General features: G+C 59.8%; 24 protein-coding genes and 1 riboswitch. Of the genes, 11 read left to right on the top strand and 13 right to left on the bottom strand.

Going from position 1 to position 25,343, the window contains the following annotated elements:
- Nucleotides 1-13: 13 nt before the first annotated feature.
- The 7 genes from MQE22_RS01275 to MQE22_RS01245 all read right to left on the bottom strand — a co-directional run bounded on the left by MQE22_RS01275 (nucleotide 14) and on the right by MQE22_RS01245 (nucleotide 8,941).
- Nucleotides 14-865, bottom strand: a complete 852-nt coding sequence (locus MQE22_RS01275) for a hypothetical protein (RefSeq protein WP_215872646.1) — start codon at nucleotides 863-865, stop codon at nucleotides 14-16.
- Nucleotides 843-3,605 (bottom strand): bifunctional glycoside hydrolase/polysaccharide deacetylase family protein, encoded by a 2,763-nt coding sequence (locus tag MQE22_RS01270; protein WP_215872645.1) that lies wholly within the window; start codon nucleotides 3,603-3,605, stop codon nucleotides 843-845. Before MQE22_RS01270 ends, MQE22_RS01275 begins: the two co-directional genes overlap by 23 nt.
- 128 nt (nucleotides 3,606-3,733) lie before the next feature.
- Nucleotides 3,734-4,594 carry a phosphoribulokinase gene (locus tag MQE22_RS01265; protein WP_215872644.1) on the bottom strand — a complete coding sequence of 287 codons (861 nt, stop codon included), beginning with the start codon at nucleotides 4,592-4,594 and terminating at the stop codon, nucleotides 3,734-3,736.
- Between the two features lie 89 nt (nucleotides 4,595-4,683).
- Nucleotides 4,684-5,511, bottom strand: coding sequence for a methylenetetrahydrofolate reductase [NAD(P)H] (metF, locus tag MQE22_RS01260; protein WP_215872643.1), 828 nt, complete (start codon nucleotides 5,509-5,511; stop codon nucleotides 4,684-4,686).
- Entirely contained in the window at nucleotides 5,511-6,917 is a 1,407-nt protein-coding gene (ahcY, locus tag MQE22_RS01255) for an adenosylhomocysteinase (protein ID WP_215872642.1), read from the bottom strand. The genes metF and ahcY overlap by 1 nt, the downstream gene beginning before the upstream one ends.
- A 17-nt stretch (nucleotides 6,918-6,934) precedes the next feature.
- Nucleotides 6,935-7,014: riboswitch (S-adenosyl-L-homocysteine riboswitch) on the bottom strand.
- 9 nt (nucleotides 7,015-7,023) lie between these two features.
- Entirely contained in the window at nucleotides 7,024-8,193 is a 1,170-nt protein-coding gene (metK, locus tag MQE22_RS01250) for a methionine adenosyltransferase (RefSeq protein WP_255789976.1), read from the bottom strand.
- A 112-nt stretch (nucleotides 8,194-8,305) separates the two neighbouring features.
- Nucleotides 8,306-8,941 carry an outer membrane beta-barrel protein gene (locus MQE22_RS01245; protein WP_255789974.1) on the bottom strand — a complete coding sequence of 212 codons (636 nt, stop codon included), beginning with the start codon at nucleotides 8,939-8,941 and terminating at the stop codon, nucleotides 8,306-8,308.
- Between the two features lie 64 nt (nucleotides 8,942-9,005).
- On the opposite strand from MQE22_RS01245, the gene MQE22_RS01240 reads away from it, so the two are divergent.
- On the top strand, nucleotides 9,006-9,950 hold the full coding sequence (locus MQE22_RS01240) for a carbohydrate kinase family protein (protein ID WP_215872639.1): 945 nt from the start codon (nucleotides 9,006-9,008) through the stop codon (nucleotides 9,948-9,950).
- Nucleotide 9,951: 1 nt separating this feature from the next.
- Here the strand turns inward: MQE22_RS01240 and MQE22_RS01235 are convergent, their stop codons facing one another.
- Nucleotides 9,952-10,338 (bottom strand): rhodanese-like domain-containing protein, encoded by a 387-nt coding sequence (locus MQE22_RS01235; RefSeq protein ID WP_215872638.1) that lies wholly within the window; start codon nucleotides 10,336-10,338, stop codon nucleotides 9,952-9,954.
- A gap of 277 nt (nucleotides 10,339-10,615) precedes the next feature.
- Here MQE22_RS01235 and MQE22_RS01230 point away from each other — a divergent pair, with 277 nt between their 5' ends.
- From MQE22_RS01230 to clpA, 10 genes are all read left to right on the top strand, one after another.
- A complete protein-coding gene (locus tag MQE22_RS01230) occupies nucleotides 10,616-10,831 on the top strand; it encodes an antitoxin MazE family protein (protein ID WP_226827342.1) in 216 nt (71 codons plus the stop codon).
- Nucleotides 10,832-10,845: 14 nt separating this feature from the next.
- On the top strand, nucleotides 10,846-11,154 hold the full coding sequence (locus MQE22_RS01225; protein ID WP_255789971.1) for a type II toxin-antitoxin system PemK/MazF family toxin: 309 nt from the start codon (nucleotides 10,846-10,848) through the stop codon (nucleotides 11,152-11,154).
- Between the two features lie 281 nt (nucleotides 11,155-11,435).
- Nucleotides 11,436-13,946 (top strand): glycogen/starch/alpha-glucan phosphorylase, encoded by a 2,511-nt coding sequence (locus MQE22_RS01220; protein WP_255789969.1) that lies wholly within the window; start codon nucleotides 11,436-11,438, stop codon nucleotides 13,944-13,946.
- Between the two features lie 37 nt (nucleotides 13,947-13,983).
- Nucleotides 13,984-15,513, top strand: coding sequence for a 2,3-bisphosphoglycerate-independent phosphoglycerate mutase (gpmI, locus tag MQE22_RS01215; RefSeq protein ID WP_215872634.1), 1,530 nt, complete (start codon nucleotides 13,984-13,986; stop codon nucleotides 15,511-15,513).
- The gene (locus MQE22_RS01210) at nucleotides 15,510-16,943 is read left to right on the top strand and encodes a murein hydrolase activator EnvC family protein (RefSeq protein WP_255789967.1); all 1,434 of its coding nucleotides are present in this window, start codon (nucleotides 15,510-15,512) and stop codon (nucleotides 16,941-16,943) included. Before gpmI ends, MQE22_RS01210 begins: the two co-directional genes overlap by 4 nt.
- A 20-nt stretch (nucleotides 16,944-16,963) precedes the next feature.
- On the top strand, nucleotides 16,964-18,382 hold the full coding sequence (locus tag MQE22_RS01205) for a S41 family peptidase (RefSeq protein ID WP_215872633.1): 1,419 nt from the start codon (nucleotides 16,964-16,966) through the stop codon (nucleotides 18,380-18,382).
- A 21-nt stretch (nucleotides 18,383-18,403) separates the two neighbouring features.
- Nucleotides 18,404-18,976, top strand: coding sequence for a DJ-1 family glyoxalase III (locus tag MQE22_RS01200; RefSeq protein ID WP_255789964.1), 573 nt, complete (start codon nucleotides 18,404-18,406; stop codon nucleotides 18,974-18,976).
- A 49-nt stretch (nucleotides 18,977-19,025) separates the two neighbouring features.
- Nucleotides 19,026-19,802: a peptidylprolyl isomerase gene (locus MQE22_RS01195; RefSeq protein ID WP_215872632.1), complete on the top strand. Its 777-nt coding sequence runs from the start codon at nucleotides 19,026-19,028 to the stop codon at nucleotides 19,800-19,802.
- 114 nt (nucleotides 19,803-19,916) lie between these two features.
- Nucleotides 19,917-20,225: an ATP-dependent Clp protease adapter ClpS gene (clpS, locus tag MQE22_RS01190; RefSeq protein ID WP_215872631.1), complete on the top strand. Its 309-nt coding sequence runs from the start codon at nucleotides 19,917-19,919 to the stop codon at nucleotides 20,223-20,225.
- A 3-nt stretch (nucleotides 20,226-20,228) separates the two neighbouring features.
- Nucleotides 20,229-22,478: an ATP-dependent Clp protease ATP-binding subunit ClpA gene (clpA, locus tag MQE22_RS01185; protein ID WP_215872630.1), complete on the top strand. Its 2,250-nt coding sequence runs from the start codon at nucleotides 20,229-20,231 to the stop codon at nucleotides 22,476-22,478.
- On the opposite strand, the gene MQE22_RS01180 is transcribed toward clpA, so the two are convergent.
- Genes MQE22_RS01180 through lpxK form a run of 5 tightly spaced genes read right to left on the bottom strand, consistent with a single transcriptional unit; the run spans nucleotide 22,475 to nucleotide 25,340 of the window.
- Nucleotides 22,475-22,885, bottom strand: coding sequence for a hypothetical protein (locus tag MQE22_RS01180; protein ID WP_226830696.1), 411 nt, complete (start codon nucleotides 22,883-22,885; stop codon nucleotides 22,475-22,477). The genes clpA and MQE22_RS01180 overlap by 4 nt on opposite strands.
- The gene (gene ppa / locus MQE22_RS01175) at nucleotides 22,866-23,390 is read right to left on the bottom strand and encodes an inorganic diphosphatase (RefSeq protein ID WP_215872629.1); all 525 of its coding nucleotides are present in this window, start codon (nucleotides 23,388-23,390) and stop codon (nucleotides 22,866-22,868) included. The genes MQE22_RS01180 and ppa overlap by 20 nt, the downstream gene beginning before the upstream one ends.
- Nucleotides 23,387-24,163 carry a 3-deoxy-manno-octulosonate cytidylyltransferase gene (kdsB, locus tag MQE22_RS01170; RefSeq protein WP_215872628.1) on the bottom strand — a complete coding sequence of 259 codons (777 nt, stop codon included), beginning with the start codon at nucleotides 24,161-24,163 and terminating at the stop codon, nucleotides 23,387-23,389. The genes ppa and kdsB overlap by 4 nt, the downstream gene beginning before the upstream one ends.
- Nucleotides 24,160-24,342: a Trm112 family protein gene (locus MQE22_RS01165; RefSeq protein ID WP_438266990.1), complete on the bottom strand. Its 183-nt coding sequence runs from the start codon at nucleotides 24,340-24,342 to the stop codon at nucleotides 24,160-24,162. The genes kdsB and MQE22_RS01165 overlap by 4 nt, the downstream gene beginning before the upstream one ends.
- The gene (gene lpxK / locus MQE22_RS01160) at nucleotides 24,339-25,340 is read right to left on the bottom strand and encodes a tetraacyldisaccharide 4'-kinase (protein ID WP_226827334.1); all 1,002 of its coding nucleotides are present in this window, start codon (nucleotides 25,338-25,340) and stop codon (nucleotides 24,339-24,341) included. The genes MQE22_RS01165 and lpxK overlap by 4 nt, the downstream gene beginning before the upstream one ends.
- Nucleotides 25,341-25,343 lie beyond the last annotated feature (3 nt).

Genomic DNA, 25,343 nt, shown 5'->3' with positions numbered 1-25,343 from the left:
AGGGTGCGAATCTTCATGACCTCTTCTCGCTGGGGACATTGCGCAGCAATTCGCGATGCAGCCACTGTGCGGCCAGCTGTGGGCGATCAGCAGACAGAGCAAGCTCCGCCATGGCGAGCACCACCTCATGGTCCTGCCATAGCTGGGGCAATTTCTGTAAAGTCGATTGCGCTACCTGCAGGGCGGCTTCTGCACCTTTTCCACCTTCTACCCATCGTATCCCCTGCAAGAACCAATGCTTCGCGCGTTCGCTGTCATGACTCTGTGCCGCAAGCTGCAAAAGGAGCGCCCCAGCTTTGGCCGGCTGATTACCCGCTGCCCAGGCATGTGCTGCAGCAAGCTGATCGGCCTCCCGCTCTTGCGGGTCTACTGTGGCGGCCGCCAGCCACGCCTGTGCGCTGAGGTCATAGGCACCCAGAGCGAAGGCGTCCCGCGCGAATGCTTGCCATTGGCCAAGCGACCAGGCACCCAGTGCATACAACGCCGCTAACTGCGGCCGCAAGTCCCGCATCGCCGCCTGACGTCTCGGGGACTCTGCGGGGATGGCGAGCGCTTGCGTTTTGGCAATCCGCCATTGCAGCAGACGCGCCTGACGGTACAAAGGGCCGTCGGGATAACGCAATACGGGAGCGATTTGCTTTTGCGCCGCACTATACTGACCACTGCGCAACATCAGTTCCGCACTCTCCAGATGCGCCCGCGCATCGGCAGCGCTCTCCTGAAAAAACAAATGACCATGCCAACCATACTGCCAAGCGACACCGGCGATCACCGCCAGCACGATCGCGACGAAGAGCAGCAGGCTCGCCGGGCGGAGCAGATGCGCCCGACCGCCAGCCTGATCAGCTTGGCGGGCAGTGGACATCGACGCGCACACGCTGCGAATTGCTCTGGATCTGCTCGGAGCTTGCTACTGCCTTGCCGTTCAGCCTTACCGAACAACTCTGTATATTGGCGAGCTGGAGCTGTACCGGCACGAAACCATCGAGCTGCGCGGTAAAGCCGTTGGCATTTTCCTGATACGCGCTGATGGGCGCGTTGGCGCTCCTGATGTACGGTATCTTCGGAGCAGTGGATTGCAGCCCCAAAAGCACAGAGTTCTGGCCATCCATGTGCACATAGTAGGCATCGTTCGGCGTATCGTTGTATCCCGCAATGCCCGAGCTGGCCGCGAGGTTGGGATATCCGAGGCCCTTCGGCATCCGCAGCTCACGTAAGTCCGTGGCGTTACCAATCCAGAAACCATCGCCCTCGCGGGCAATGTGGATGGTGAAGAAATTGTTGGCGATATGCGCATAATCAGCGACATAGACCGGCGTAATGGATTGAGTCAGAACCCAGTCATAGACCTTCTCCAACGCCGAAAGGGAAGCGAGTTTGGTCGCCGTATACCAGTGGGTATAGATGTCGATCGGCTTCAAGCGATGGGGTTTGTTGGTCATTTCAAATGTCTGGATGACATTGATATATCCCCAGAACGGTCCATGCCATTGGTTGGTAAAGTAATCCTCATTCGCATCCGGAGCAAAGACCTGCAACCATTTACCGCGGAAGATGCCAATGGGTGGAACCGCAGTAATGCTCGGGTCCTTTTTGCTGATATAACTGTCCCCACCATTGATGTTCATCAATCCGGCCCCATACGCAAGGCCCACCACCTGCGCATCAGGTTCACAGTCCCCCGACCACTGATCGATCACGACCTGCTTACCAGGTGGCGCGAGGTGTTTATCAATCCACTTGGCGGCACCCACCGCCTCCATGTAGGGACTGAATTTGTAGCCCGGGACTGGCAGATTGATACCAGGATAATCTTTCCCGGCTTCAATTGCCGGCCAATTGAAGGGATGCGACCACATATGCGAACCAATTTCCACATAGGGCAGACGGAACACCTCGCGAGCCACCTCGGTACCCAGAGGCGCGAGCGCTGGATACAGGCCACGGTCACCGGGGAGCAGGTCGCCGACAATGATGGAACCCGTAAACGGCAACTTGTATTTCTCTAGTATCCGGTGCATGTATACCTCACCGGCAATGTGGTAAGGCGGAAATTGTGCTCGGCTGACAAAGCCGTCGCCGTCGGTATGCGCCATGAACAGACGCCGTCCACTTTCGGTCGTTGTATCCGGAACCGGCATCGGCGGCAGGCGCAAGGCTTCCCGATAGAGCGCAAAAGGATCGATCAACCAACGGGTATCCTTGTTCGGCAGAGTCTTCAAGATGTAGGGCGACAAGACATAACCGCCCCACGGGGTGATGGCTGCTGCATCTTCGCTGCTGCCCGAGCTATCGCGTACATGCAGCCAAATCTGGCTGCCCGCTGGAGCGTTCACGCCGAGAAAATCCCGGGTGCTGGCCTGCACCGGCATTTCGTAGTTCATTTCCTTGGCCGCACTGGCAACCTCTGCGGAACTCGCCGTGACAGACTGCGGGCGGGACATTTCCAGCGCTTGGTAGAACTCTGCGTCGAGATCGTCCTGAAAATCTCCCATCAGCAGGATGGGTATTCCCACCTTTTTCACCCCATGTAACCAACGCGAGAGACCAGCAACATCGGTCACCGGATCGCCATCACTCCAGAGTACAACCCCTGCGTATTCCCCGGCGTAGGGAGCTTTGGGCAACCCATCGGATAGCCGACGGAATTCCGGAATATATCCGAGATACTCCAAAGGCATGGCACCATTGGCAAACGCCTCACTGTACTCTTCTGGGCCGGTGCTGTTGTACAGGATCAGAACATGCCGTGGCATCGGTTCGCGCAAGCCAGCGCCGACAGCCGTCAGCTCGGCATTGGTCACATAGGGGATAAAACCCAGAGCCCGGATCTTCTCGGCATCCTCCCACCAGCCTTCACGATTGAGCTTGGTCGGCAGATAGTCGATCACAATAGCCGGCAGACCATAGGATTGTGCTTTGCGCAGTTCCGTGACAAGCGCCTCGCGGTTGCTTGCCGACACTTCCTGATAGCTTTGGGTGGATTGATTCCATTCGTGGAACAGCGACTCTGCCAACACGGCAGACAGATCCTGGTGAATCTGGGGCAGTACCGAAAAGCCCCGATTCGCAATCAATTGTGCTTGTGGATGCGCCGCCTTGATGGCCTGAATCAGATCGACGAGCCCCTGTTCCTGCGCCCTCCGTGCCATACCTTTGGTGACTGCCTCATAGGAATCTAGAGTATCCAGGAAAAATCCGCGGTAGCCCTCCGCCCAGATGGGATCAATGACTTTCTGTAGGAGAAAATCACGACATTGCGCATGCGCGAGATCAATGATTTTACCGCCCCAAGCGGCATTGCGACCCAGCACGCAGGATTCTGGAAGCTGGGCGTAGCGATCGTCACCGGGAGTCGTTTCGCCAATACTGACATAGGCAAAGACTTTTTGCTGCGGATCGAAGGCACTGGGTAGCCGATCGCCTCCGGGATTGACGACCACCCAATCAAAATCGTGGAACGCTGCGGGCGCGGCGCCATCTCCGTAGTAAAATCCAACACTGGGCTGGGAAGCGGCTTGTGCAGGCAATAGGCCCACCCATAGTACCACCAAGACCCCAAGTACCGCCGCAATCCGCGGATGCTGGAAAGAATCCAAACGCATACGTCCCCCTTATGTGTCCCTCACATTAGCAAGCTACGTGATAATTGCAAGAGAACGCATCGAGTTCGATCCCGCAAAAAAGCCGAGGACATAGCCTCGGCCCCCTTGACTCAACTCCCGCCCGAAACTTAGCGCTCCGACAACATCCGCTCGATGCGCGGCCCGAGAATCAGCTCCATGGCATAGCCCATCTTATTGCCCGGAATAACGATGGTGTTCTTCCGCGACATGAAGCTGCCAGGAATCATCTGCAGCAGATACGGAAAGTTTTCTTCCTTGTGATCGCTGAAGCGGATCACCACCATACTCTCATCGGGCGTAGGAATATCGCGAGCGATGAAAGGATTGGAGGTATCCACCATTGGTACCCGCTGAAAGTTGATATGCGTGCGACTGAACTGCGGGGTGATGTGGTGGATGTAATCGGGCATGCGCCGCAGGATGGTGTCGACAATGGCCTCGGCGGAATAACCGCGCTGGGCATTGTCACGATGGATCTTCTGGATCCACTCCAGATTGACCACCGGCACCACACCGACGAGCAGATCGACATAGTTGGCCACATCGTGCTCTTCGGTTTTCACGCCGCCGTGCAGCCCCTCATAAAAGAGCAGGTCGGTGCCGGACGGAATGTCCTGCCAGGGCGTGAAGGTGCCCGGGGCACTGCCGCGCAGCTCGGCCTCGGCATCGTCGTGCACGTAGTAGCGCATCTTGCCGGTGCCGGTCTCGCCATATTGGCGGAAGAGCGCCTCCAAGGAGCCAAAATCATTGCCTTCCGGGCCAAAATGGCTGATGGTCTTGCCTTCGGCAGCGGCTTTGGCAATCGCTTCGCGCATTTCGACACGATTATAGCGGTGGAAGCTATCGCCTTCGATCACTACCGGGTTGACATCCAGGCGGTGGAAGACATCGTGAAAAGCATGTTTGACGGTCGTAGTACCCGCACCCGAGGACCCGGTCACCGCAATGACAGGATGTTTTTTCGACATGGAACTGCTCCTTGATAGGCAAAGAAAAGGGTAGCGCGCAGCGGGCGCGACAAATTAGCCAAGAGTGTATATCAGCGCAGTGGAATCGCTCAAATATCCAGACGTTGCGCGATGGCGAGCGTAGCCTCCGCCTGGTTCAAGGTATAAAAGTGCAACCCCGGGGCCCCCTCTCGCAGCAGGAGATTGCACTGGCGCGCGACCACCTCGGCAGCCACTTCGCGCTGCGCCTCCGGTTCATCGGCGTAGGCTTCCAGCAGCAGGCGCAAGTAGCGCGGAATCTCTGCCCCACACTGGGCAGAAAAACGGGCAATTTGCTCAAAATTATGGATGGGCATCACCCCGATCAGAATCGGCACGGTCACTCCGCGCCGCTCCAGCTGGTCACGGAGCTGCAGATAGGCATCGGGGTTATAAAAATACTGGGTGATCAGCGCGTCCACCCCAGCTTCGGTCTTAGCGACAAGATAATCCAGATCCGCACGCGCATGCTGCGCCTGTGGATGGACCTCGGGATAGGCCGAAGCGAAAATCTCGAAGCCACCGAAGTCGCGGATGAAAGCGACCAGATCGCTGGCATGACGGAAGAATCCCGGATTTTCCATCCCTTCCGGCAGGTCACCGCGCAGGGCGACAATCCGCCGCACCCCCCAGTCCCGGTAGCGCTGCAAGAGCTCCCGAATCCCCGCCTCGGTAGAACCGATGCAGGTGAGATGCGGCACTGCCTCATAGCCATTCTGCCCCTGAATGAGACGCACCGTGGCGAGGGTACGCTCCTGCGTGGAGCCGCCCGCGCCATAGGTAACCGAGGCATAGGCTGGGTGCAAGGCCGCCAGGGCGGCCATGCTCTCGCGTAAGCGCTCTTCGCCCGCCGAATTCTTCGGTGGAAAAAACTCCACCGAGATTTCCGGCGTCTTCATCAGTAGCGGTAGGCGTCGTTCTTGAACGGGCCATCCACCGGCACGCCCAAGTAGTTCGCCTGCTCTGTGGTCAACTGCGTGATCACTCCGGCAAAGCCCTCGACCATGTAGCGTGCTACTTCCTCGTCGAGCTGCTTGGGCAGCACATCCACCCGAATCGCCTTGGCCTTTTCCGCAGCCGACAACTTGGCGAAGCCTGCCTGATACAGGTGGATCTGCGCGAGTACTTGGTTGGCAAAGGAACCGTCCATGATGCGACTGGGGTGACCCGTAGCGTTGCCCAGATTCACCAGACGACCCTCGGAGAGAAGAATCAGGTAGTCATGACTATCAGGGTTGGCCTTGCTGCCACTGGCGACATCGCGATAGACCTTGTGCACCTGCGGTTTCACTTCTTCCCAGGCCCAGGTCTTGCGCATGTAGGCGGTATCGATCTCATTGTCGAAATGGCCAATGTTGCAGACCACCGCGCCATTCTTCAGTGCCGCCAGCATGCGACTATTGCAGACGTTGAAGTTGCCCGTAGCGGTAACCAGCAGGTCGGTCTGCGCGAGCAGATCTCGATTGACGCAGGCGTCGGAACCGTCATCCACTCCATCCCGGTAGGGGGAAACCACTTCGTAGCCATCCATGCATGCCTGCATGGCGCAGATCGGGTCGACTTCCGTCACCCGCACGATCATTCCTTCCTGACGCAAGGAAGCAGCGGAACCCTTGCCAACATCACCATAGCCCAGCACCAGGGCGCGCTTGCCGGACAACAAGTGATCCGTGGCACGCTTGATGGCGTCATTCAGCGAGTGACGACAGCCATATTTGTTGTCGTTCTTGCTTTTGGTTACGGAATCGTTGACGTTGATGGCCGGGATCTTGAGGCTGCCCTCTTTGAGCATTTCCCAGAGACGATGGACGCCGGTGGTGGTCTCTTCCGAAACTCCGTGGATTTCGCTCAATAGTTCCGGACGCTTTTCATGCAGGAGGCCGGTCAGGTCACCACCATCGTCGAGGATCATGTTCGGCTTCCAGCCCCCCGGGCCGGTGATGGTCTGCTCCACACACCACCAGTATTCTTCTTCGGTCTCGCCTTTCCAAGCAAAAACCGGGATCCCGGCCGCGGCAATGGCCGCCGCCGCCTGGTCCTGGGTAGAGAAGATATTACAGGAAGACCAGCGCACCTCCGCCCCCAGAGCCACCAGGGTCTCGATGAGGACAGCAGTCTGGATGGTCATATGGATACAGCCGGCAATGCGCGCGCCCTTGAGGGGTTGTTCCGCGCGATACTTCTCGCGGATCCGCAGTAAAGCCGGCATTTCCGTCTCGGCAATACGGATTTCCTGGCGACCCCAGTCGGCCAGAGAGAGGTCGGCAACTTTATAATCAGCTTGGTCTTGCAACACGGCATTCATCGGGACTTATCTCCTTTGAAAGACGAGCGCGGTTGAAGCAAAGACCCGCACCGAGCCTGACCGCCGGACCGCGACGGCTGCAGCGCCCCTCGGCACAGGTAAAAAATCAGTTCAGGCCGGCCGCTGCACGCAAAGCCGCGGCACGATCGGTGCGCTCCCAGGTAAACTCCGGCTCCTCGCGGCCAAAGTGCCCATACGCGGCGGTCTTGCTGTAGATCGGCCGCAACAGGTCGAGCATCTGGATGATGCCCTTGGGACGCAGGTCGAAATGCTCGCGCACGATGGCGGCAATACGATCGTCGTCAATGACGCCGGTACCAAAGGTATCGACCATCAAACTGACCGGCTGCGAGATACCGATGGCATAGGCTACCTGCACCTCGCAACGCTTGGCCAGCCCCGCGGCAACGATATTCTTGGCAACGTAGCGACCGGCATAGGAGGAGGAGCGATCGACCTTGGAGGGGTCCTTGCCCGAGAAGGCGCCACCGCCGTGACTTCCCTGCCCGCCGTAGGTATCGACGATAATCTTGCGGCCGGTCAGACCGCAGTCACCCACGGGTCCGCCAATCACAAAGCGACCGGTGGGATTGATGAAATACTGGGTGCCCTTGTGCAACATTTCTGGCGGCAGAACGGGCTTGATGATTTCCTCCTGCACCGCCTCCACCAACTGTGTGTGACTCACATCGGGGCTGTGCTGCGTGGAGAGAACCACCGCATCGATGGCCACTGGGCGGCCATCCTCATAGCGCACCGTCACCTGGCTCTTGGCGTCGGGGCGCAACCAGGGCAAGCGGCCATCCTTGCGCACCAAGGCCTGCCGCTCGGTCAGGCGGTGCGCGAAATAGATCGGCGTGGGCATCAGCACGTCCGTTTCGTCGCAGGCAAAGCCAAACATCAGCCCCTGGTCGCCCGCCCCCTGATCCAAATCGAGGCCGGCCCCCTCGTCGACACCCTGAGCAATATCCGGCGACTGCTTGTCGAGAGTCTGCACAACGGCGCAGGAGGCCCAGTCAAAACCCATCTCGGAGGAATCGTAGCCAATCCGGCGCACCGTCTGCCGCGCCACGTCGGCGTAGTCTACCTGCGCCGCGGTGGTGATCTCACCGGCAAGGACAATCAAACCGGTGGTGATCATCGTTTCGGCAGCGACTCGCCCGCGCGGGTCCTGGGCCAGGATCGCATCAAGGATGGCGTCGGATATCTGATCTGCAACTTTATCGGGATGGCCTTCGGACACGGACTCGGAGGTGAAGAGATGGGTTTTGGACATGCGGACGGCTCCTCGGCTGCTGGCGATGTCAATCGCAGAAAAGTGAGGCAAATATAGCAGAGGGTCCGACCACAAGAAACTGAAAGGCGCTCATTGCAAGCGCGAAAAACCCTCAAGACCCCGATTGTGTCGGTGCGATAATGGGGAAGGCGCGCTTGTCCTCGCTGCCCCCCCAGAAGTAGGAAATGCCACCCGTCACCTGGACATTGTTCAGGGCACCCCCCTGCGCACGCGGGGTGTCGAAGAGGACTTGATCCTGCACGCCAAGACGCAGACCGAAATGATCACCCAGGCGCTGCTCGTAGCCCAGCCCAAAGATTCCCAAAAGCGAAGTGCCACGGCCGACTTGCTGGTTAAACAGATCGCTCGACGCACCAAGCCCCAGCGAGAGATAGGGGGAGGAATTTCCGGAAAAGGCATAGTAGTTGCCAATGAGGGAACCACTGTACTGATTCGCGTTGCTTTTGCTCTGATCTTGCAGTCGCGCAAAGGCCGACGCGATCTGCCACTCGATACCCAAATGCCGCCCCAAACGCTGCCCGACACGCAGACCTACCGTGCCCCCGCCATCCAAATGGCTGCCCGACCCGAAGAACGTGTTGCCACCAAAGAGATTGACATAGGGCTGATCCGGGGCAGCCATTGCCGCGGCCGGCAGCACTGCCAGCCCAGCAAACAGCAATCCAGAAAAAAGCCCCAAAGCTCGCATCATTCGCACCCGATGACCACATTGTCGTACAATGGCCACATTGTAGTCCTCAATCGTGCAAATTGCCACTCGTATCCGTTGCAAAAAATCAACAGGAGATTCCATGCCGACCCTTATTTGCGGTTCCCTCGCCTTCGATACCATCATGGTCTTTCAGGACCGCTTTCAGGAGCACATCCTGCCCGATCGTGTGCACATGCTGAACGTCTCCTTCACCGTACCCGAGATGCGCCGGGACTTTGGCGGCTGCGCCGGCAACATCGCCTACAACCTCAAGCTTCTCGGCGGCGAGCCGCTGATCGTCGGTACCGTTGGCCAGGACTTCGGCCCCTACGCGGAGCACCTGCAGCATCTGCACATTGCCAGCAGCCATATTGCGGTTCTCCGCGATCAATATACCGCACAAGCCTTCATCACCACCGACCTCGATGACAACCAGATCACTGCCTTTCACCCTGGAGCGATGATGCAGGCGGGCAAGAATCGTCTCGCCGGGCAGATTCCAGCGGGAAGCCGCTGGGGCATCGTCGCCCCCGATGGACTCGATGCCATGGTGCAACACCTGCACGACCTGCGGAGCGCCGGGGTGCAGACCATCTTCGATCCCGGCCAGGCCCTGCCCCTCTTCGATGGCGACACCCTACGCCAGATGATCAGCGAGGCCGATTATCTCAGCGTCAACGATTACGAGTGCGGCATGATCCAGTCGCGCACGGGTTGGGACTTGGCAACCCTCCGCAGCAAGCTTAAGGCTTTGATCGTCACCCAGGGCGAGAAGGGTTCGACTATTTATCAGGGCGAGGAAGAGATCCGGATTCCAGCGGCCAAGGCCAGCGCCGTCGTCGATCCCACCGGCTGCGGTGATGCCTATCGTGCCGGCCTGCTCTATGGCCTGGAGCACGATTTGCCGTGGGCAACCTGTGGCCGCATCGCGTCGCTTATGGGCTCCTACAAGATCGAGGTTGCGGGCACCCAGAACCATCGCTTCACACACAACGAGTTCGTACAGCGTTATCAGGACAGTTTTGGCGAGGCCTTACCTGCCTGAATCAGCTTTCGATGGGCTTATCCTCGGCTTCCCAGACGACCATGCCGCCGGTGAGGCTGTAGACCCGGGCGAAGCCCATCTGCGCCAGGGTAACGGCGGCAAAGGCAGAACGGGTGCCGCTGTCGCAGTAGAGCAAGACTCGGCGTTCCCGCGCCCGCGACAGCTCCGGGTGGGCCTTGCCATACTCGAGGTCTGCCAACGCTTCCAAGTGACCGCGCGGGACGTGATGGGCCCCAGGCAATCGCGCCCGATGAAAATCCTCTGCCTCCCGCACATCGACGATCAACACGTCTTCACCGGCGTCCAGCCATTCCTCGACCACATCACAATCGACTTCAGAGATTTGTGCCCGCGCCTCACGGATAAAGTCTGCCAAGCTTTTTGCCATAGTTTACCTGCTCCTGCGTCACCGCTTTCCGGAGCGGCTACCATGGCGAGGAAATCGGCAAAAGGCAAGCTTGCCAAAGACCCGTGTTAGCCCCAAGGCGTAATGTCCTCTTCGGCTTCCAGTGGCCGGGTATTGACCTCTAGCAACGGCCTCAAGTCCCCAATCTCCACGTCCAACGGAATAGCTATTCTCCCGATCGACACGTCTCTCACGACTTGTTGCATGTAACCGTATGGAGTGGGTAGGATGTCGCATGGTTCTCTAGGGAGGCTTGGCGATGGCGCACGTCAATCAGCGGGTACAAAAGCACCGTGAAGCTCTGCGCAGGGAAGGGCTTCGTCCGGTGCAGATTTGGGTGCCTGACACGCGCCGCCCGGACTTCGCGGAAGAGTGCCGTCGCCAATGCCTGATTGTGGCCCAGGCCGATAGTGCCGACACCGCCATGCAGCAGTTCATGGATGAAGCCCTGGCTGATGGCTGGCCGGAGGAGTGATACGCGGAGACCTTGTGACCATCGCCATGCAAGGTGACTTTGGCAAACCACGGCCCGCGCTGGTCATTCAAAGTAATCAGTTCAGGGACCTGGGCAGCATCACCGTGCTGCCAATCACCAGCACTCTTATTGACGCGCCATTGCTTCGCATCACCGTTCAACCGGGCACGGAAAATGGTTTGCAGAAACCATCACAAGTCATGGTGAACAAGGCCATGACCATCAAACGCGATAAGGTGGGACCTGCTTTTGGACACATCGATGCGAATACTCTGGTGGAGGTCGAGCGTTGTCTGGCTGTGTTCCTGGGGATTGCGAAGTGAGCCGCGCTTCGAGACGATCAGTCGCGTTTGCACAGCCCTGCGGGTACGCATGGTCACGCAATCTATGTACTGACGCAGCCTTGCTGAGGTAGCGTTTTGAAAAATTTTTCCTATTTACAAAGCGTGGTTGGAAGGGCACCGCTAATCTGCGCGACGCCAGCCAGCGTCCTGCGCATATCCAGTTGGCAGGTGTCTGCATATATGCACCTTGCGGACACTTCTCAAGGCCATAAAAAGGTTCTATGCTGACCTCGAGTCCTGCAGCGAAGAAGGAGTCCGTCGTGATACGCAAACGCAGCAAGAGCGCCGAATGTACCCTCCCTCCCCTAGGCATGAATGCCGAGACCCTTTGTCAGGACAGCCAACACTATCTCTTCCGCAGCCTGGGGGTTCCCGTCGCCGAAGCCGCTACCGACAAGATTGCGCGTAGCGTCTACACCGCTCTGGGCATGGCCTTGCGCGATCGCTTGGTAGAGCGCTGGAACCAAAGCGAAGAACGGCGCACCGAAATGCGCGGGAAACGGGCGTTTTACCTGTCCCTGGAATTCCTGCTCGGGCGCAGTCTGAACAATACCCTACTCAACCTTGGACTCGAAGAGGCTGCCGAAACGGCCTTGGCCTCCCAAGGTTGGGAATTGGCCGAGCTGGCCGAAAAAGAGGCCGATGCCGGCCTCGGTAATGGCGGTCTTGGCCGCTTGGCTGCCTGCTTTCTCGACAGTTGCGCAAGTCTCGCTCTACCGGTTACGGGCTATGGCATCCGCTACGCTTATGGCATGTTCCGCCAAGAAATTCACCACGGCGAGCAGGTCGAAGAACCTGACCATTGGCTCAAAAATGGCTACCCCTGGGAAATCAAGCGTCCGGAGCGGGTACGTCGCATCCCCTACGGCGGGCACAGCGAAGTCTATATCGACGCTGCCGGCAAAAATCGCTTTCGTTGGGTAGATACCCATGATGTCCTGGCCGTGCCCTACGACATTCCCATCCCTGGCTATGCCAATGACGTCGTCAACACCCTGCGCCTGTGGCGCGCCGCCGCCACCGACGTCTTCGATCTCGGGGAATTCAACGCGGGGGCCTATCCCGAGGCAGTTGCCGCGAAAAATGCCGCCGAGCATATCAGCATGGTGCTCTACCCTAACGACAGCAGCGAAAACGGCAAGGAATTGCGTCTGCGCCAGCAGTATTTCCTCGCCTCCGCCAGCCTGCAGGATGTCCTAGCTGACTGGGTCGCAAAGCATGGGGAAAAATTCTCCCATTTTGCCGAGCAGCATGTCTTCCAGCTCAACGACACCCATCCCAGCATCTCGGTGGCCGAACTCATGCGTCTGCTGATCGACGAACACGGATTGGATTGGAACGCCGCCTGGAAGATCACCAGCAGCACCATGGCCTACACCAATCATACCCTACTCCCCGAAGCGTTGGAGCGATGGCCGGTGCGTCTCTTTCGCCAGCTCCTGCCGCGCGTGCTGGAGATCATCTACGAGATCAACGCGCGCTTTCTGCGCGAGGTGGCGCGCACCCACCCCGGTGACAGCGGCCTGCTCAGCCGTGTCTCCTTGATCGAAGAAGGCCCGGATCCCATGGTACGTATGGCCAACCTGGCGGTGGTCGGGAGCTTTTCCGTCAATGGTGTTGCCGCCCTGCACACCGAGCTTCTGTGTCGCGAGCTGTTTCACGACTTCTATCAGCTCTGGCCGGAACGCTTCAACAACAAGACCAATGGCGTCACCCCGCGCCGCTGGCTGCAGTCTGCCAACCCCGAGTTATGCAAGCTGATCAGCGGCAAGATCGGCAGCGACTGGCAGCAGGACCTGGCCGGGCTGCAGACACTCTCGCCCTTTGCCGATGACAGTCGGTTTCGCAAGAGCTGGGCCAAGGTCCGCGCCGCCAACAAAGCGGCACTCTTTGACATCATCAGCGAGCAGACCGGGGTGGCCATGATCCCCGGCGCCCTGCTCGATACCCAGGTCAAACGTATCCACGAGTACAAGCGGCAGTTGCTCAACGCCCTGCATGTGGTACACCTCTACGATCGCATCAAGCGCGGTGATCTAGAAGGATTCACGCCGCGCAATGTGCTCTTTGCCGGCAAGGCGGCGCCGGGATATTTCATGGCTAAGCGCATCATTCGCTTTATCAACGAGATCGCCCGTACCATCAATGCTGATCCCGACACCGATGGGCTGTTGCGTGTGGTATTCCTGCCCGATTATCGGGTCTCGCTGATGGAAAAGATCTGCACCGCCACTGATCTTTCCGAGCAGATTTCCACCGCTGGCAAGGAGGCGTCGGGTACCGGGAACATGAAATTCATGATGAACGGGGCATTGACGATCGGTACCCTGGATGGTGCCAACATCGAAATTCGTGAGGCCGTAGGTGCCGAGCACTTTTTTCTCTTTGGCCTGAATGCCGAGGAGGTCGCCCATCTGCGCGCGCAGTATCAGCCGCAGCACTTCATCGATGCCGACCAGGATCTGGAGCGCGTCTTGCAGCTCATCCGCAGCGGCTATTTCAATCCCTACGATTTTGGCCTCTTTGATTGCCTGCTGGATGCCGTACTCTCTCCGCATGATCCCTGGATGGTGCTCGCCGACTTCACCAGTTACAAGCAGAAACAGCAGGAGGTGGCAGGACTGTGGCGCGATCAGGATGAATGGCTGCGGTTCAGCATCCGCAATACGGCGGCGAGCGGGATCTTTTCCAGCGATCGTACCATCCGCGAATACAACGCCGATATCTGGCATCTGACGCCCCTGGTAGCGGAGGGCGCCAGTCTTGGCTAGAATCCGCGGGTGTCGGAAAAGTTTGTGAAGGAGTCAGGTGAGTACATCGTCCGTTCGCCCTGTGGTATTGCTCATTCTCGATGGCTGGGGCTATCGCGAGGCGGCGGCAGATAACGCCATTGCGCTGGCTCACACGCCGCACTGGGATAGCTGGTGGAAAACCCACCCGCATGCCCTGCTACAGGCATCCGAGGCTTCGGTCGGTCTGCCCCGCGGGCAGATGGGCAACAGTGAGGTCGGGCACATCAACATCGGTGCCGGTCGGGTCGTCTATCAAGAGTACGAACGGATCAATCGTGCCATCGCCGATGGCAGCTTCTACCAGAATGCCGCACTGGTGCAGGCCGTGGATGCGGCACAGCAACACGGCAAGGCGGTGCACATCCTCGGGCTGCTCTCTCCCGGTGGGGTACACTCCCACGAAGATCACCTGATCGCCGGTTTGCGTCTGGCGCGGGAGCGCGGCGCCGAGCGGGTCTATCTGCATGCCTTTCTCGACGGGCGGGATACCGCCCCCCGTTCGGCGGCGGCCTCCCTGCGGAAAGTAGAAGACGCTTTGGCGCGGGAGGGCGGGTGCCTCGCCACCCTGATCGGTCGCTACTATGCCATGGACCGCGACCACCGCTGGGACCGCGTGCAAAAGGCCTATGATCTCATCACCCAGGGCCTTGGCACGGAATATCCGAGTGCCGAAGCCGCCCTGGAGGCGGCCTATACCCAAGTGGAAAGCGACGAGTTCGTGCCTGCAGCGCGGATCGGACCCGCGGCGCGGATAGAGGACGGCGATAGCATCGTCTTTCTCAATTTTCGTTCTGATCGCGCCCGCCAGATCACCCGCGCCTTTGTCGAGCCGGACTTCTCCGGCTTCCCGCGTGCGGTCGTGCCGAAACTCTCGGCCTTCGTCACCCTGACAGAGTACAGCGAGCAGCTTCCCGTGCAGGTAGCCTTTCCACCGAGCCGTCTGCGCAATACCTTTGGAGAGTGGATTTCCCGCTTTGGGATGCGGCAACTGCGCATCGCCGAGACCGAGAAATATGCCCACGTGACGTTCTTTTTCAACGGTGGCGAAGAGCAGGTTTTTGAAGGGGAAGATCGCGTTCTCATTCCCTCGCCCAGCGTCGCTACCTATGATCTGCAGCCGGAAATGAGTGTTCGGGATCTAGCAGATCGCCTGATTGCCGAGGTGCAGGCTGGTCAGCATGATGTCATCATCTGCAACATTGCCAACCCCGACATGGTCGGACACAGCGGCAAACTGGAGGCCGCCAAGGCTGCGGTGGAGGCCGTAGATCAAGCCCTGGGCCGTATCGTGCCGGCAGTGCGGGCACGCGGCGGCGAGGTGCTGATCACCGCGGATCATGGCAATGTTGAACAAATGCTCGACCCGGAGACCGGCCAGGCACACACTGCGCATACCTGTAACCCTGTGCCCCTGCTCTATATTGGCCGCTCCGCCCGCCTGCAGGAAAGCGGCGCGCTGGAGGATCTCGCCCCCACGCTACTACAGCTGCTCGGCCTGCCTAAGGCCCCGGAAATGAGCGGGAAAAGTCTCATCGAGCATACGTGAAGGATCTGACCCCTACTGCCGTCCTGCTGGGCAGCGCCCTTTTCTGGGTAGGCATCGGCGCCGCCCAGGCGAGCAATCTGCCGCAGAAAATTCACGAGAACAAGGCCCGCCTGGAGTCCATCCACCAGAATGTTTCGGCGCTGCAGGCGCGGTTGGCGGATAAGCAGAAAACCCAGGCAGAGCTCCGTAGCGAGATCGCCCAACTCGACCAGCGTATCCAATCCACCCAACACCAGCTGCAAGGCATTCAGCAGCAGCGCCAGCAAACACAACAGGAAATCAGCAAACTGCAAGGTCAAATTGACAAGCTGCAACAAGAATTGCAAACGCAGAAAAAAATCCTCGCCGAGCAGTTGCGCGCCGCCTACATGTTGGGTGGGGAAACCCCACTCGCGGTCTGGCTGCAAACGGAAAAGCCGGCCGAAATCGGGCGCCTCAGCGTCTACTATCAGGCCTTGGCCAAGGCGCGTCTAGAATTGATCGCGAAGACGCAGACAACGGGCAAAGAGATCATCAAGACGCAGGAGCGGAAAAAGCAACAAGAGTCCCATCTCGCGCAACTGGCAGGGCAGACGCAACATCAGGAAACCACCCTGGAGGCCCAACGGAATCAGCATGCCACACTGGAAGAACAACTGGTGAAGCGCATTGCCGCCGATCAGGCCAAGATTGCCAATCTGCAGGCCAACGCCAATATTCTGAACGGCTTGGTGCAGCGGCTCTCGGTGCAGTACGCGCAGCAACTGGCAGCGGAAAGGGCGGCGGCCGAGGCTGCGGCACGCAAACGCGCGGCCGAACGTCTGGCGGCAGAGCGGCGGGCGGCAGAACAAGCCGCGGCCCGTGCGGCTGCAGAACGGCGGGCTGCCGCGCGCGCCGCGGCGCAGGAGCGTGCCCGGATCGCGGCGCAAGCCGCCGCCGAGCAAAAACGTGCCGAACAGCTGCAGAAAGAGCTGCATCAGCCACCCCCGCCAACGCCGGTGCAGGCTCCGCCAATTGCGACGGTTCCGCCGGCCACGCCCAGTATTGCCCCGCCAACCAACAGCGCCGTGGGTCACGGCAGCTTCCCTCCTCCCGTCAGTGCGCCGGTGCGCCATCTCTTTGGCACGCCGCGGGTACAAGGCGGGCCGAACTGGCAGGGGATTACCTTTGCCGCGCCAGCGAGCACGCCAGTACACGCCATCGCCCCGGGCATGGTCCTATACGCCGGTCCGTTGCGTGGTTATGGCGAGATCGTCATTGTCCAACAAGCCAATCTCGTTCTGGCCATTTACGGGCACCTGGCCAAGCCGGCCGTGCAGGTCGGTCAGAAGCTGCAAACCAGTAGCCTGGTAGGGACGGTCGGCAGCGGCGGTGAGATGGGCGATGACGGCCTCTATCTCGAGATCCGCAGCCAGGGTCACCCGGTCAACCCATTGAATTTCATTCGCTAGCAGTGCAAGGTTCTGGAGCCATGATGACGACGCGCATTCTGCAAATCTGTATACCCGTCCTGACCATCGTGGTCCTGGCTCTGGGTCCGGTTCCTGCCCGGGCAGAAGAGAGTCAGACCATTCCCCTCCAGGAAATCCAGACCTTCAGCCAGGTGTTTGCGCTGATCAAATCGGACTACGTCGACCCTAGCTCCGACCAGAAACTGATGCAAGGGGCCATCGCCGGTATGGTGCATGCCCTGGATCCACATTCCGCCTATCTCACTCCCAAGGAATGGAAACAGATGCAGGTCTTCACCGATGGCCGCTTTGGTGGCGTGGGCATCGAGATCACCCCGGATCATGGGCTCCTGCGGGTGGTCACTCCCATCGACGGCACCCCCGCCGCGCGGGCAGGGATTCATGCTGGCGATCTCATCATCAAGATCAATGGCAAAGCGGTGGAGGGTCTGGGTCTGCAGAAGGCGGTGGACGAGATGCGTGGCAAGCCGGGTAGCCAGGTCAGTCTCACCCTGCTGCGACCGCACAGCAGCGTCCCCCTGCAGGTCACCCTGACGCGCGCCATCATCAAGGTACAGAGTGTGCGCTACCAGATGATCGCCCCCGACTACGGCTATCTGCGCATCAGCCAGTTCCAGGATAACACCGGCAATGCCGTGCAGGCGGCCGTCAAAGAGCTTGAAAAGGATGCCGATGGCAAACTGAAGGGACTCATTCTCGATTTGCGCAATAACCCGGGTGGGGTACTGCAGGCGGGAGTGGAAACCGCCGACACCTTCCTGAATCAGGGGCTGATCGTCTATACCAAGGGCCGCACCGGGAGCAGTGACATGCGCTTTCGCGCCCATGGTCCCGACCTGCTGCATGGTGCCCCCGTGATCGTATTGATCAACGGGGGTACAGCCTCCGCTGCGGAAATCGTGACCGGCGCCCTTAAGGATGATGGCCGCGCTTTGGTGCTCGGTAGTCGCAGCTTTGGCAAGGGTTCCGTGCAGTCCGTCATTCGCCTGGATAACGGTGGCGCACTCAAACTGACCACGGCGCTGTACTACACGCCAGCGGGCTGCTCCATTCAGGGGCAAGGAATCGTCCCCAACGTTGCCATCGTCCCCAGCAACCCGGAAGAGCGACAGATCGATGCCGCTTTGCTCAAGGAATCGGAATTGGAGGGAATGCTCGAGGCGCCGGACCAGTGTCAGAAAGTGCAGCCACAGTTCGAGATTGCGGAGCCGACACCGCCCGCCACCAACCAGCAAAAGCAGACGCCGTCCGAGGGTCCGGATCTGGCCACCGATTTTGTGCTGCGCAAGGCCCTGGAGATTCTGCAGGGCAATGCCGTGGAGGTGATGCAGGATGGAAAGTCGGTAAAAAAAGTCGTCCCGTTACCGATCTATCCCAGTCGGGATAAAAATGCCGACGCCAGGGTCAAAGCTGCCTGAGTGAGAATGCAGGGGGAGAAGGTGGCGCCAGTACCGAAAGTAGTCATTCCGATTGCCGATGGTTGCGAGGAGATGGAGGTGGTAATTTGCGCCGACATTCTGCGCCGCGCCGGCGCGGAGGTCTGTCTGGCCGGAGTGGATGGCACGCGTGCGGTCACCGCCTCCCGGGGCGTGCGCCTCCTGCCGGATTGCAGTTGGAGCGAATGTGCCGATGCGCCAATGGATCTGCTACTGCTCCCCGGCGGAGCGGGTGGGGTGGAGCGCCTGCGGCAATCCACCAGCTTGCGCAACAAAATCATCGAGCGTAGCGCCGGTGCTGAGAGAGTCGCGGCCATTTGTGCGGCTCCCTCTTTGCTTGCCGAGCTGGACGTACTGCGCAACAAAAAAGTGACCAGTTATCCCGGCGCCCTCGATCCGCAGAGCACAGACTATCAATTTCAGACTGCGACCGTCGTTGTCGATGGTTCGCTTACCAGTTCCCGCGGTCCGGGGACCGCGATGGACTTCGCTCTCGACCTCGTCGTCCAGCTCTTTGGCCGGGAACGGGGAATGGCGGTGGAAACGGCCTTGCAAAGGCCACCGGTTTACCTTTGATCTGTCCCCATGGATAATGCTTCGTCTCAATCAAACTGAAGGAAAACGCATGAAACTTCGCGCAGTTGTTCTCGCCGGCATGGTCGGTGCTTTTTCTCTGCCCGTCTTCGCTGCGCCAGCGGCTACCGTCAATGGTCATGCCATCGACAACAGCCAGGTGCAGGAAATCATGAGCATGAGCCCGGACCTCGCGAAAGAGCCCAATGCTCGCGAGCAGGTCATTCAGAATCTGGTCAACATGGAAGTGCTCTCGCAGTATGCGGATCAGCACGGCCTAGCCCAGTCCGCAGCGGTGCAGGAACGCCTGGGCCTGGCCAAGCGGCAGATCCTGGCGGACGCCGCGGTCGAATCCTATGTCAAGGCCCATCCCGTTTCCCAGGCCGACGTTCAGAACGCCTACGACAAATTCGTCGCGGCCATGGGCAAGAAAGAATATGAAGTGCGCCATATCCTGGTGAAGACCAAGGCTGAGGCGGACAAGATCATGGCCGATCTGAAGTCAGGCCAGAAGTTCGCCAAGCTTGCCGAAAAGTACTCCATCGACAAGGGTAGTGCCGCACACGGTGGCGAGCTCGGCTGGATCGTTCCCGGCATGGTGGTACCACCCTTCGCGCAGGCTGTGGAAACGGCGCCCATCGACAAGCCCGTCGGCCCGGTACAGACCCAATTTGGTTACCACATCATCGAAGTGCAGGCTACCCGACCGGTCACCCCGCCTTCCTTGAGCTCCATGCAGGACCGTATCAAGGCCCAGCTGCAGCAGCAGGAGGCCGCCAAGTTCGTATCGGATCTGCGGAGCAAGGCTACCATCAACATCACCAAGTAATTTCTCGTTACTCTGGCGCTGCAAGGGCCGAAGGGGTTTCTCTTCGGCCCTTTGCCTTGCCTGGAGCCGGATCAGGCGCCACAATGAATGGAGAGAGTTTTTGGGAGTATTGGTGTGGCAACGCGAAGAAATCCTCAGCAACCTGTCCTGGAGCGGCAAACCCAGATCCGCGAGCCGCGCCTGTATCGGGTCTGTCTGCTCAACGATGACTTCACTCCCATGGACTATGTAGTACGCATCCTCGAAGAATACTTTCACAAGAGCCACGAAGACGCCCTCCAGATCATGATGGAGGTGCACAATCAAGGCAAAGGCATCTGTGGGGTCTACCCCTTTGATCTCGCGGAAACCAAGGTCACCCTGGTCACGGCTGATGCCCGTCAGCATCAGCATCCCTTGCGCTGTACCATGGAAAAGGAGTGAGCGATGATCGACAAGCCCTTGGAACAGTCCATCAATCAGGCATTTCAGACGGCGCGCGAATTTGGGCATGAGTATGCCTCGGTCGAGCATCTGCTGCTGGCCTTGCTCGACAACCCGGCCAGCCAAGAGGTGCTGGATGCCTGTGGCGCCGACCGCAAGCGCCTCGGGCGCGAGCTCAGAGGATTCCTGAGCAAGAAAATTCCCTCCCTGGGACAGGCCGGCACCGTCAACAGTCAGCCCTCCATCGGCTTTCAGCGGGTGATTCAGCGTGCTTTATATCACGTGCAGTCGGCCGGCAAGGATGCCGTCACCGGTGCCAATGTGCTGGTCGCTCTCTTCGCTGAGCGGGAATCCCATGCAGTGTATTTTCTGCAGAAGGAACATGTATCGCGGATGGATGTGGTTACCTACCTTGCCCACGGGCATCCGCGCGACGATAGCCAGGAAGAAGGTGAAGAACCAGAAACCGAGAAAGAGCAGAACAAGTCTGGCAAGGATCCGCTGTCTGCGTATACGCGCAATCTCAACGCCCTGGCCCGGGCTGGACGCATCGATCCGCTCATTGGTCGCGCCCATGAATTGGAGCGCGCATTGCAGATTCTTGCCCGCAGACGCAAGAACAACCCGCTCTTCGTGGGTGAGCCCGGGGTCGGCAAGACGGCCATCGTCGAAGGTTTGGCACGTGCCATCGTCTACGGCAACGTGCCGGAAATTCTGGAAAACGCCACCATCTATGCCCTCGATATGGGTGCCCTGATCGCCGGCTCCCGCTATCGTGGCGACTTCGAGGAGCGCCTCAAGGCAGTGCTCAAGGCCCTACAACGACAGCCCAAGGCCATCCTCTTCATTGACGAGATCCACACTATCGTCGGTGCCGGTGCCGTTTCCGGGGGGGCCATGGATGCCTCCAACCTGCTCAAACCCGCTCTGGCGGCAGGGGAGCTGAAGTGTATCGGCGCTACCACTTACCAGGAGTTCCGTCAGCATTTTGAGAAAGACCGCGCCCTCAGTCGCCGCTTTCAGAAGATCGACGTGCCCGAGCCGAGCCCGGATGAGGCGGTCGAGGTGCTCCGTGGACTCAAACGGCACTTCGAGAATCATCACCACCTGCGCTATACCGACGCCGCCTTGCGTGCAGCCGTGGAATTGTCCATCAAGCATATCCACGACCGGCACCTGCCCGACAAGGCCATCGACGTCATCGATGAGGTTGGCGCCGCCCAGGCCCTGCTCCCGCCGTCGCGGCGCAAGAAGAGCATCGGCGTTCATGACATTGAGGAGATGGTGGCCAAAATGGCACGTATCCCGGGCAAGTCCGTCTCTCTCGACGACCGCACGGCACTGAAGAACCTCGAACGCGACCTGGGGCTGGTGATCTTTGGTCAGGATCGTGCCATCCGCGAGCTGAGCGCGGCCATCAAGCTCTCCCGCGCGGGGCTGCGGCACGCCGAGAAACCGATTGGTGCCTTCCTCTTCTCCGGCCCCACGGGCGTCGGCAAAACCGAGCTGACCCGGCAGCTGGCACAGCTTTTGGGTATTCCGTTGCTGCGCTTTGATATGAGCGAGTATATGGAGCGGCATAGCGTGTCGCGCCTCATTGGCGCACCGCCTGGCTATGTGGGCTACGATCAGTCTGGTCTGCTCAGCGATGCGATTTTGAAGCAGCCGCATGCCGTTCTGCTCCTCGATGAAATCGAAAAGGCGCACCCGGATATCTTCAACGTGCTCCTGCAGGTCATGGATCATGGCAAACTCACCGATGCCAGCGGCCGGCAAGTGGATTTCCGCCAGGTGATTCTGGTCATGACCACCAATGCTGGCGCTGAGGAACAGGGAAAGGCAGCGATCGGCTTCGTCCAGAAGGCGAACGAAACCGGCAAGGAAATGGAGAGCATTCGGCGGATCTTCGCGCCCGAATTCCGCAACCGCCTCGACGCCATCGTGCCCTTCTCCCCCCTGGCGCGGGAGGACATTCTGCACGTGGTCGACAAGCTGCTCATGGAACTGGATGAACAGCTCCTGCAGAAGGGATATAGCCTGGAGGTCAGCAGCGAGCTGCGCGACTGGCTAGCGAAGAAGGGCTACGATCCGCTTATGGGTGCGCGGCCAATGGCGCGGCTGATTCAGGAGGAACTGAAAAAACCGCTGGCGGAACACATCCTCTTTGGCGATCTCCCCAAGGGCACGCAGATCAGTGCAACCCTGGAAGGAGACAAGGTCGTCCTGCGTCTCCCCGAGACCGCTCCCGTCTAACGCTGGCGGCGCCAGTAAGGCGCCAGCAGGCGGGCTTCCGGTACCTCTTCGAGAATGGCGGCGGGGATTTCCACGGTCAGGCCAGGACGTGCGCGGATACTCACCCAAAGCAGATTCATGCGCAGGTTGAGGTCGGCAAAGACCACCCAATTCTGGTAGCGCTGCAAGACGCCGCCCACCAGACGCAGGGTGCGCAATTGCCGCTCGCTGCTGTGGCGCCGCAAACCGGGGAAGATCATACGAAAGTCGGCAAGCAGGTGGCCGTACTCATCGCGGCTCGGGACCCTCTGCCACAACGGCCCGTCGGCCTCCAGCCGGCCCCAGGACAAGGCAGCAGGCAGAGCAGCGGAAGCCGGGACTAGGAAGGTACCGGCCTGCGCGCAAGGCTTATCCCGGGAAGCGGGCAACGTCCTTTTGGATGATTTCACGGGCGGCTTCGACACCGGACCAATCCTTGAGTTTTACCCATTTGCCGGGCTCGAGATCCTTATAGTGCTCAAAGAAATGCCGCACCTGATCGAGTAGGGACTGCGGCAGATCCTTGACGTCCCTGATCGCCTCATAACCGGGTGCGATCTTGGCATGGGGCACGGCAATCACCTTCATATCCAGGCCTTTCTCATCTTCCATCGTCAACACGCCTACCGGACGGGCACGCAGGACCGTGCCGGGCGCCACCGGCTGCGGGGAAACGACCAACACATCCGTGGGATCGCCATCATCCGACAGGGTATTGGGGATGAAGCCATAGTTCAGCGGATAGTGCATGGCGGTAAAGAGAAAACGATCGACAAAGACGGCTTCCGAAGCCTTGTCGACCTCATACTTGATGCTGGAGCCTTGCGGAATCTCGATGACGACGTTGATGTCATCGGGGACGGCCTTGCCGGCGGGGATTTCCTTCAACTTCATGCAGAACACTCCTCCTGGGTGGAAAATGCGGCCCGCACGCGGGCCAGATCCGCGGGGGTATCGACCCCAATCGGCGGAACAACATCGCTACAGCATACCCGAATTCGGTATCCGCGTTCGAGTATCCGCAGTTGCTCCAACGACTCCAGCTCTTCCAGGGCCGAACGCGGCCAGCGTGCATACTCCTGCAGAAAGCCAGCACGATAGGCATAGAGACCAAGGTGGCGCCAATGCTGGCCTGCGGGCAATTCGGCGCCTTCGGTCAACGGATAGCGATCACGTTCCCAGGGAATGGGAGCCCGGGAGAAATACAAGGCATCCTTGGCGGCGTTCAGCACCACCTTGACGGCGTGGGGATCGACCAGTTCTTCCCAGTGGGTCAGGGGCACCGCTGCGGTGGCGACCAGCAGAGCCGGATCTTCGGCAAGGGCGGCAGCCACCGCATGCATCAGTGTCGCCGGCATTTGCGGTTCATCGCCCTGCAGGTTGACGATGATTTCGTCCGCTGGCAATCCGAGAATCTGAACCGCCTCGGCCAGGCGCTCGCTACCGCAACTGTGACGCGAGTCGGTCTGTACCGCCTCGCCGCCATGTGCGCGCACTGCCGCCAGGATCTGCTCGTCGTCTGCCGCTACCACCACGCGTCCCGCACCACTGGTCAAGGCACAACGCCGCACCCTCTCGATCATGGGCAGTCCGCCAATGGGCAGGAGCATTTTTCCCGGAAGGCGGGAAGACGCCATGCGCGCCGGAATGAGAACGGTAAAACTCACTTGCTTTCGCCATCCAACGGCTCCGCATCTTCCAGCAGGAGGACCGGAATGCCATCGCGGACCGGAAAGCGCAACCTGCAGCGACTGCAGCAGAGGGCGCTCTGCTCTGCGCAAGGCAGGAGGGGGCCTTTACAGGCCGGACAGGCGAGCAGATCGAGTAAACGGCGATCGATTTTCACTGTGGACTCCTCCAGGTAGCCAGCCGCTGATCGAGCCAGTGGCTGAAGGATGGCTCCCAATGGATACCGATCTCCAGCACCCAAATCTCTGGGAGACCAGCCAACTGCATGCATTTTACGGCATCCTTACTGGTTATGACGAGGGGCGCGCTTATATTTACCAGATCCTGCTGGCGAAAGACGTGATGGTCGGGGAAGGAATGCAGGGTTACCTGCGCTCCCAAGACCTCCAGCGTGCGTTGGAAACGCTCCGGACGGGCAATGCCGGTAACCGCATGGACGTGGCGATTGCGCAACGCCTGCAGTGGCAGTTCCTGCACGGGATCGTGCAGGGGCACCAGGCGCGTAGCCTGCTGCTCGAAGCGAAAACAGGGCGGAGCGATACCCACGAGGTCTGCACTGCCAGCGGCGGCAGGATCGCAGAGCAGGGCATCGGCGGCCTGCAGAGCCGTTTTCGCCTCGCGCAGGGGACCGGACGGCAGGCAACGCCCGTTACCCAGGGGTCTTTCCCCTTGCAGCAGGAGGAGGGAGAGACTGGGTTGCAGGGCAAGATGCTGAAAACCATCATCGAGAACGACGATGTCGTGCCCAGCATTGGCGGCAGCCAAGATGCCGGCATGGCGGCGGCGACTGAGAAAGACCGGAGCTACGCTGCGCAGCAGCAGGGGCTCGTCGCCGGCACGGACGGGAGAATCGTCCGGAAGCACGGCATAGGGCTCCTGCGGTGGGTGCGCGCCATAGCCGCGGCTGATAGCGGCTGGATGCCAGGAGTGGCTTTGCAGGTAGCGGAGCAAAGCCATCGTCATCGGAGTTTTCGCGCTCCCTCCCACGTTGAGATTGCCCACAACGATGCTCGGCAAGGCTCCGGGCAGACGCCTCGCCCGGGCGCGCCGCCGCGCTGCCAAGGCGCAATAGATGGCACCTAAGGGGCGTAGGAGATAGGCACCGACGCCACCGGCGTACCACTGCCGCTCCAGCTCCTGGCGCCAGCTCAGCAAACC

The organism is Acidithiobacillus sp. YTS05, from assembly GCF_024396695.1.
Lineage (GTDB): Bacteria > Pseudomonadota > Gammaproteobacteria > Acidithiobacillales > Acidithiobacillaceae > Igneacidithiobacillus > Igneacidithiobacillus copahuensis.
The sequence above is the reverse complement of the archived record's forward strand: the minus strand, read 5'-3'. Positions and strand labels throughout refer to the sequence as shown.

What these genes read in the sequence shown, in the direction of transcription:
- MQE22_RS01240 (WP_215872639.1), top strand. Translation starts at nt 9,006, where the DNA reads ATGCCGACCCTTATTTGCGGTTCCCTCGCCTTCGATACCATCATGGTC.
- MQE22_RS01195 (WP_215872632.1), top strand. Translation starts at nt 19,026, where the DNA reads ATGAAACTTCGCGCAGTTGTTCTCGCCGGCATGGTCGGTGCTTTTTCT.
- MQE22_RS01265 (WP_215872644.1), bottom strand. Translation starts at nt 4,594, where the DNA reads ATGTCGAAAAAACATCCTGTCATTGCGGTGACCGGGTCCTCGGGTGCG.
- metK (WP_255789976.1), bottom strand. Translation starts at nt 8,193, where the DNA reads ATGTCCAAAACCCATCTCTTCACCTCCGAGTCCGTGTCCGAAGGCCAT.
- MQE22_RS01235 (WP_215872638.1), bottom strand. Translation starts at nt 10,338, where the DNA reads ATGGCAAAAAGCTTGGCAGACTTTATCCGTGAGGCGCGGGCACAAATC.
- MQE22_RS01205 (WP_215872633.1), top strand. Translation starts at nt 16,964, where the DNA reads ATGATGACGACGCGCATTCTGCAAATCTGTATACCCGTCCTGACCATC.
- MQE22_RS01270 (WP_215872645.1), bottom strand. Translation starts at nt 3,605, where the DNA reads ATGCGTTTGGATTCTTTCCAGCATCCGCGGATTGCGGCGGTACTTGGG.
- ppa (WP_215872629.1), bottom strand. Translation starts at nt 23,390, where the DNA reads ATGAAGTTGAAGGAAATCCCCGCCGGCAAGGCCGTCCCCGATGACATC.
- clpA (WP_215872630.1), top strand. Translation starts at nt 20,229, where the DNA reads ATGATCGACAAGCCCTTGGAACAGTCCATCAATCAGGCATTTCAGACG.
- MQE22_RS01275 (WP_215872646.1), bottom strand. Translation starts at nt 865, where the DNA reads ATGTCCACTGCCCGCCAAGCTGATCAGGCTGGCGGTCGGGCGCATCTG.
- metF (WP_215872643.1), bottom strand. Translation starts at nt 5,511, where the DNA reads ATGAAGACGCCGGAAATCTCGGTGGAGTTTTTTCCACCGAAGAATTCG.
- MQE22_RS01230 (WP_226827342.1), top strand. Translation starts at nt 10,616, where the DNA reads ATGGCGCACGTCAATCAGCGGGTACAAAAGCACCGTGAAGCTCTGCGC.
- ahcY (WP_215872642.1), bottom strand. Translation starts at nt 6,917, where the DNA reads ATGAATGCCGTGTTGCAAGACCAAGCTGATTATAAAGTTGCCGACCTC.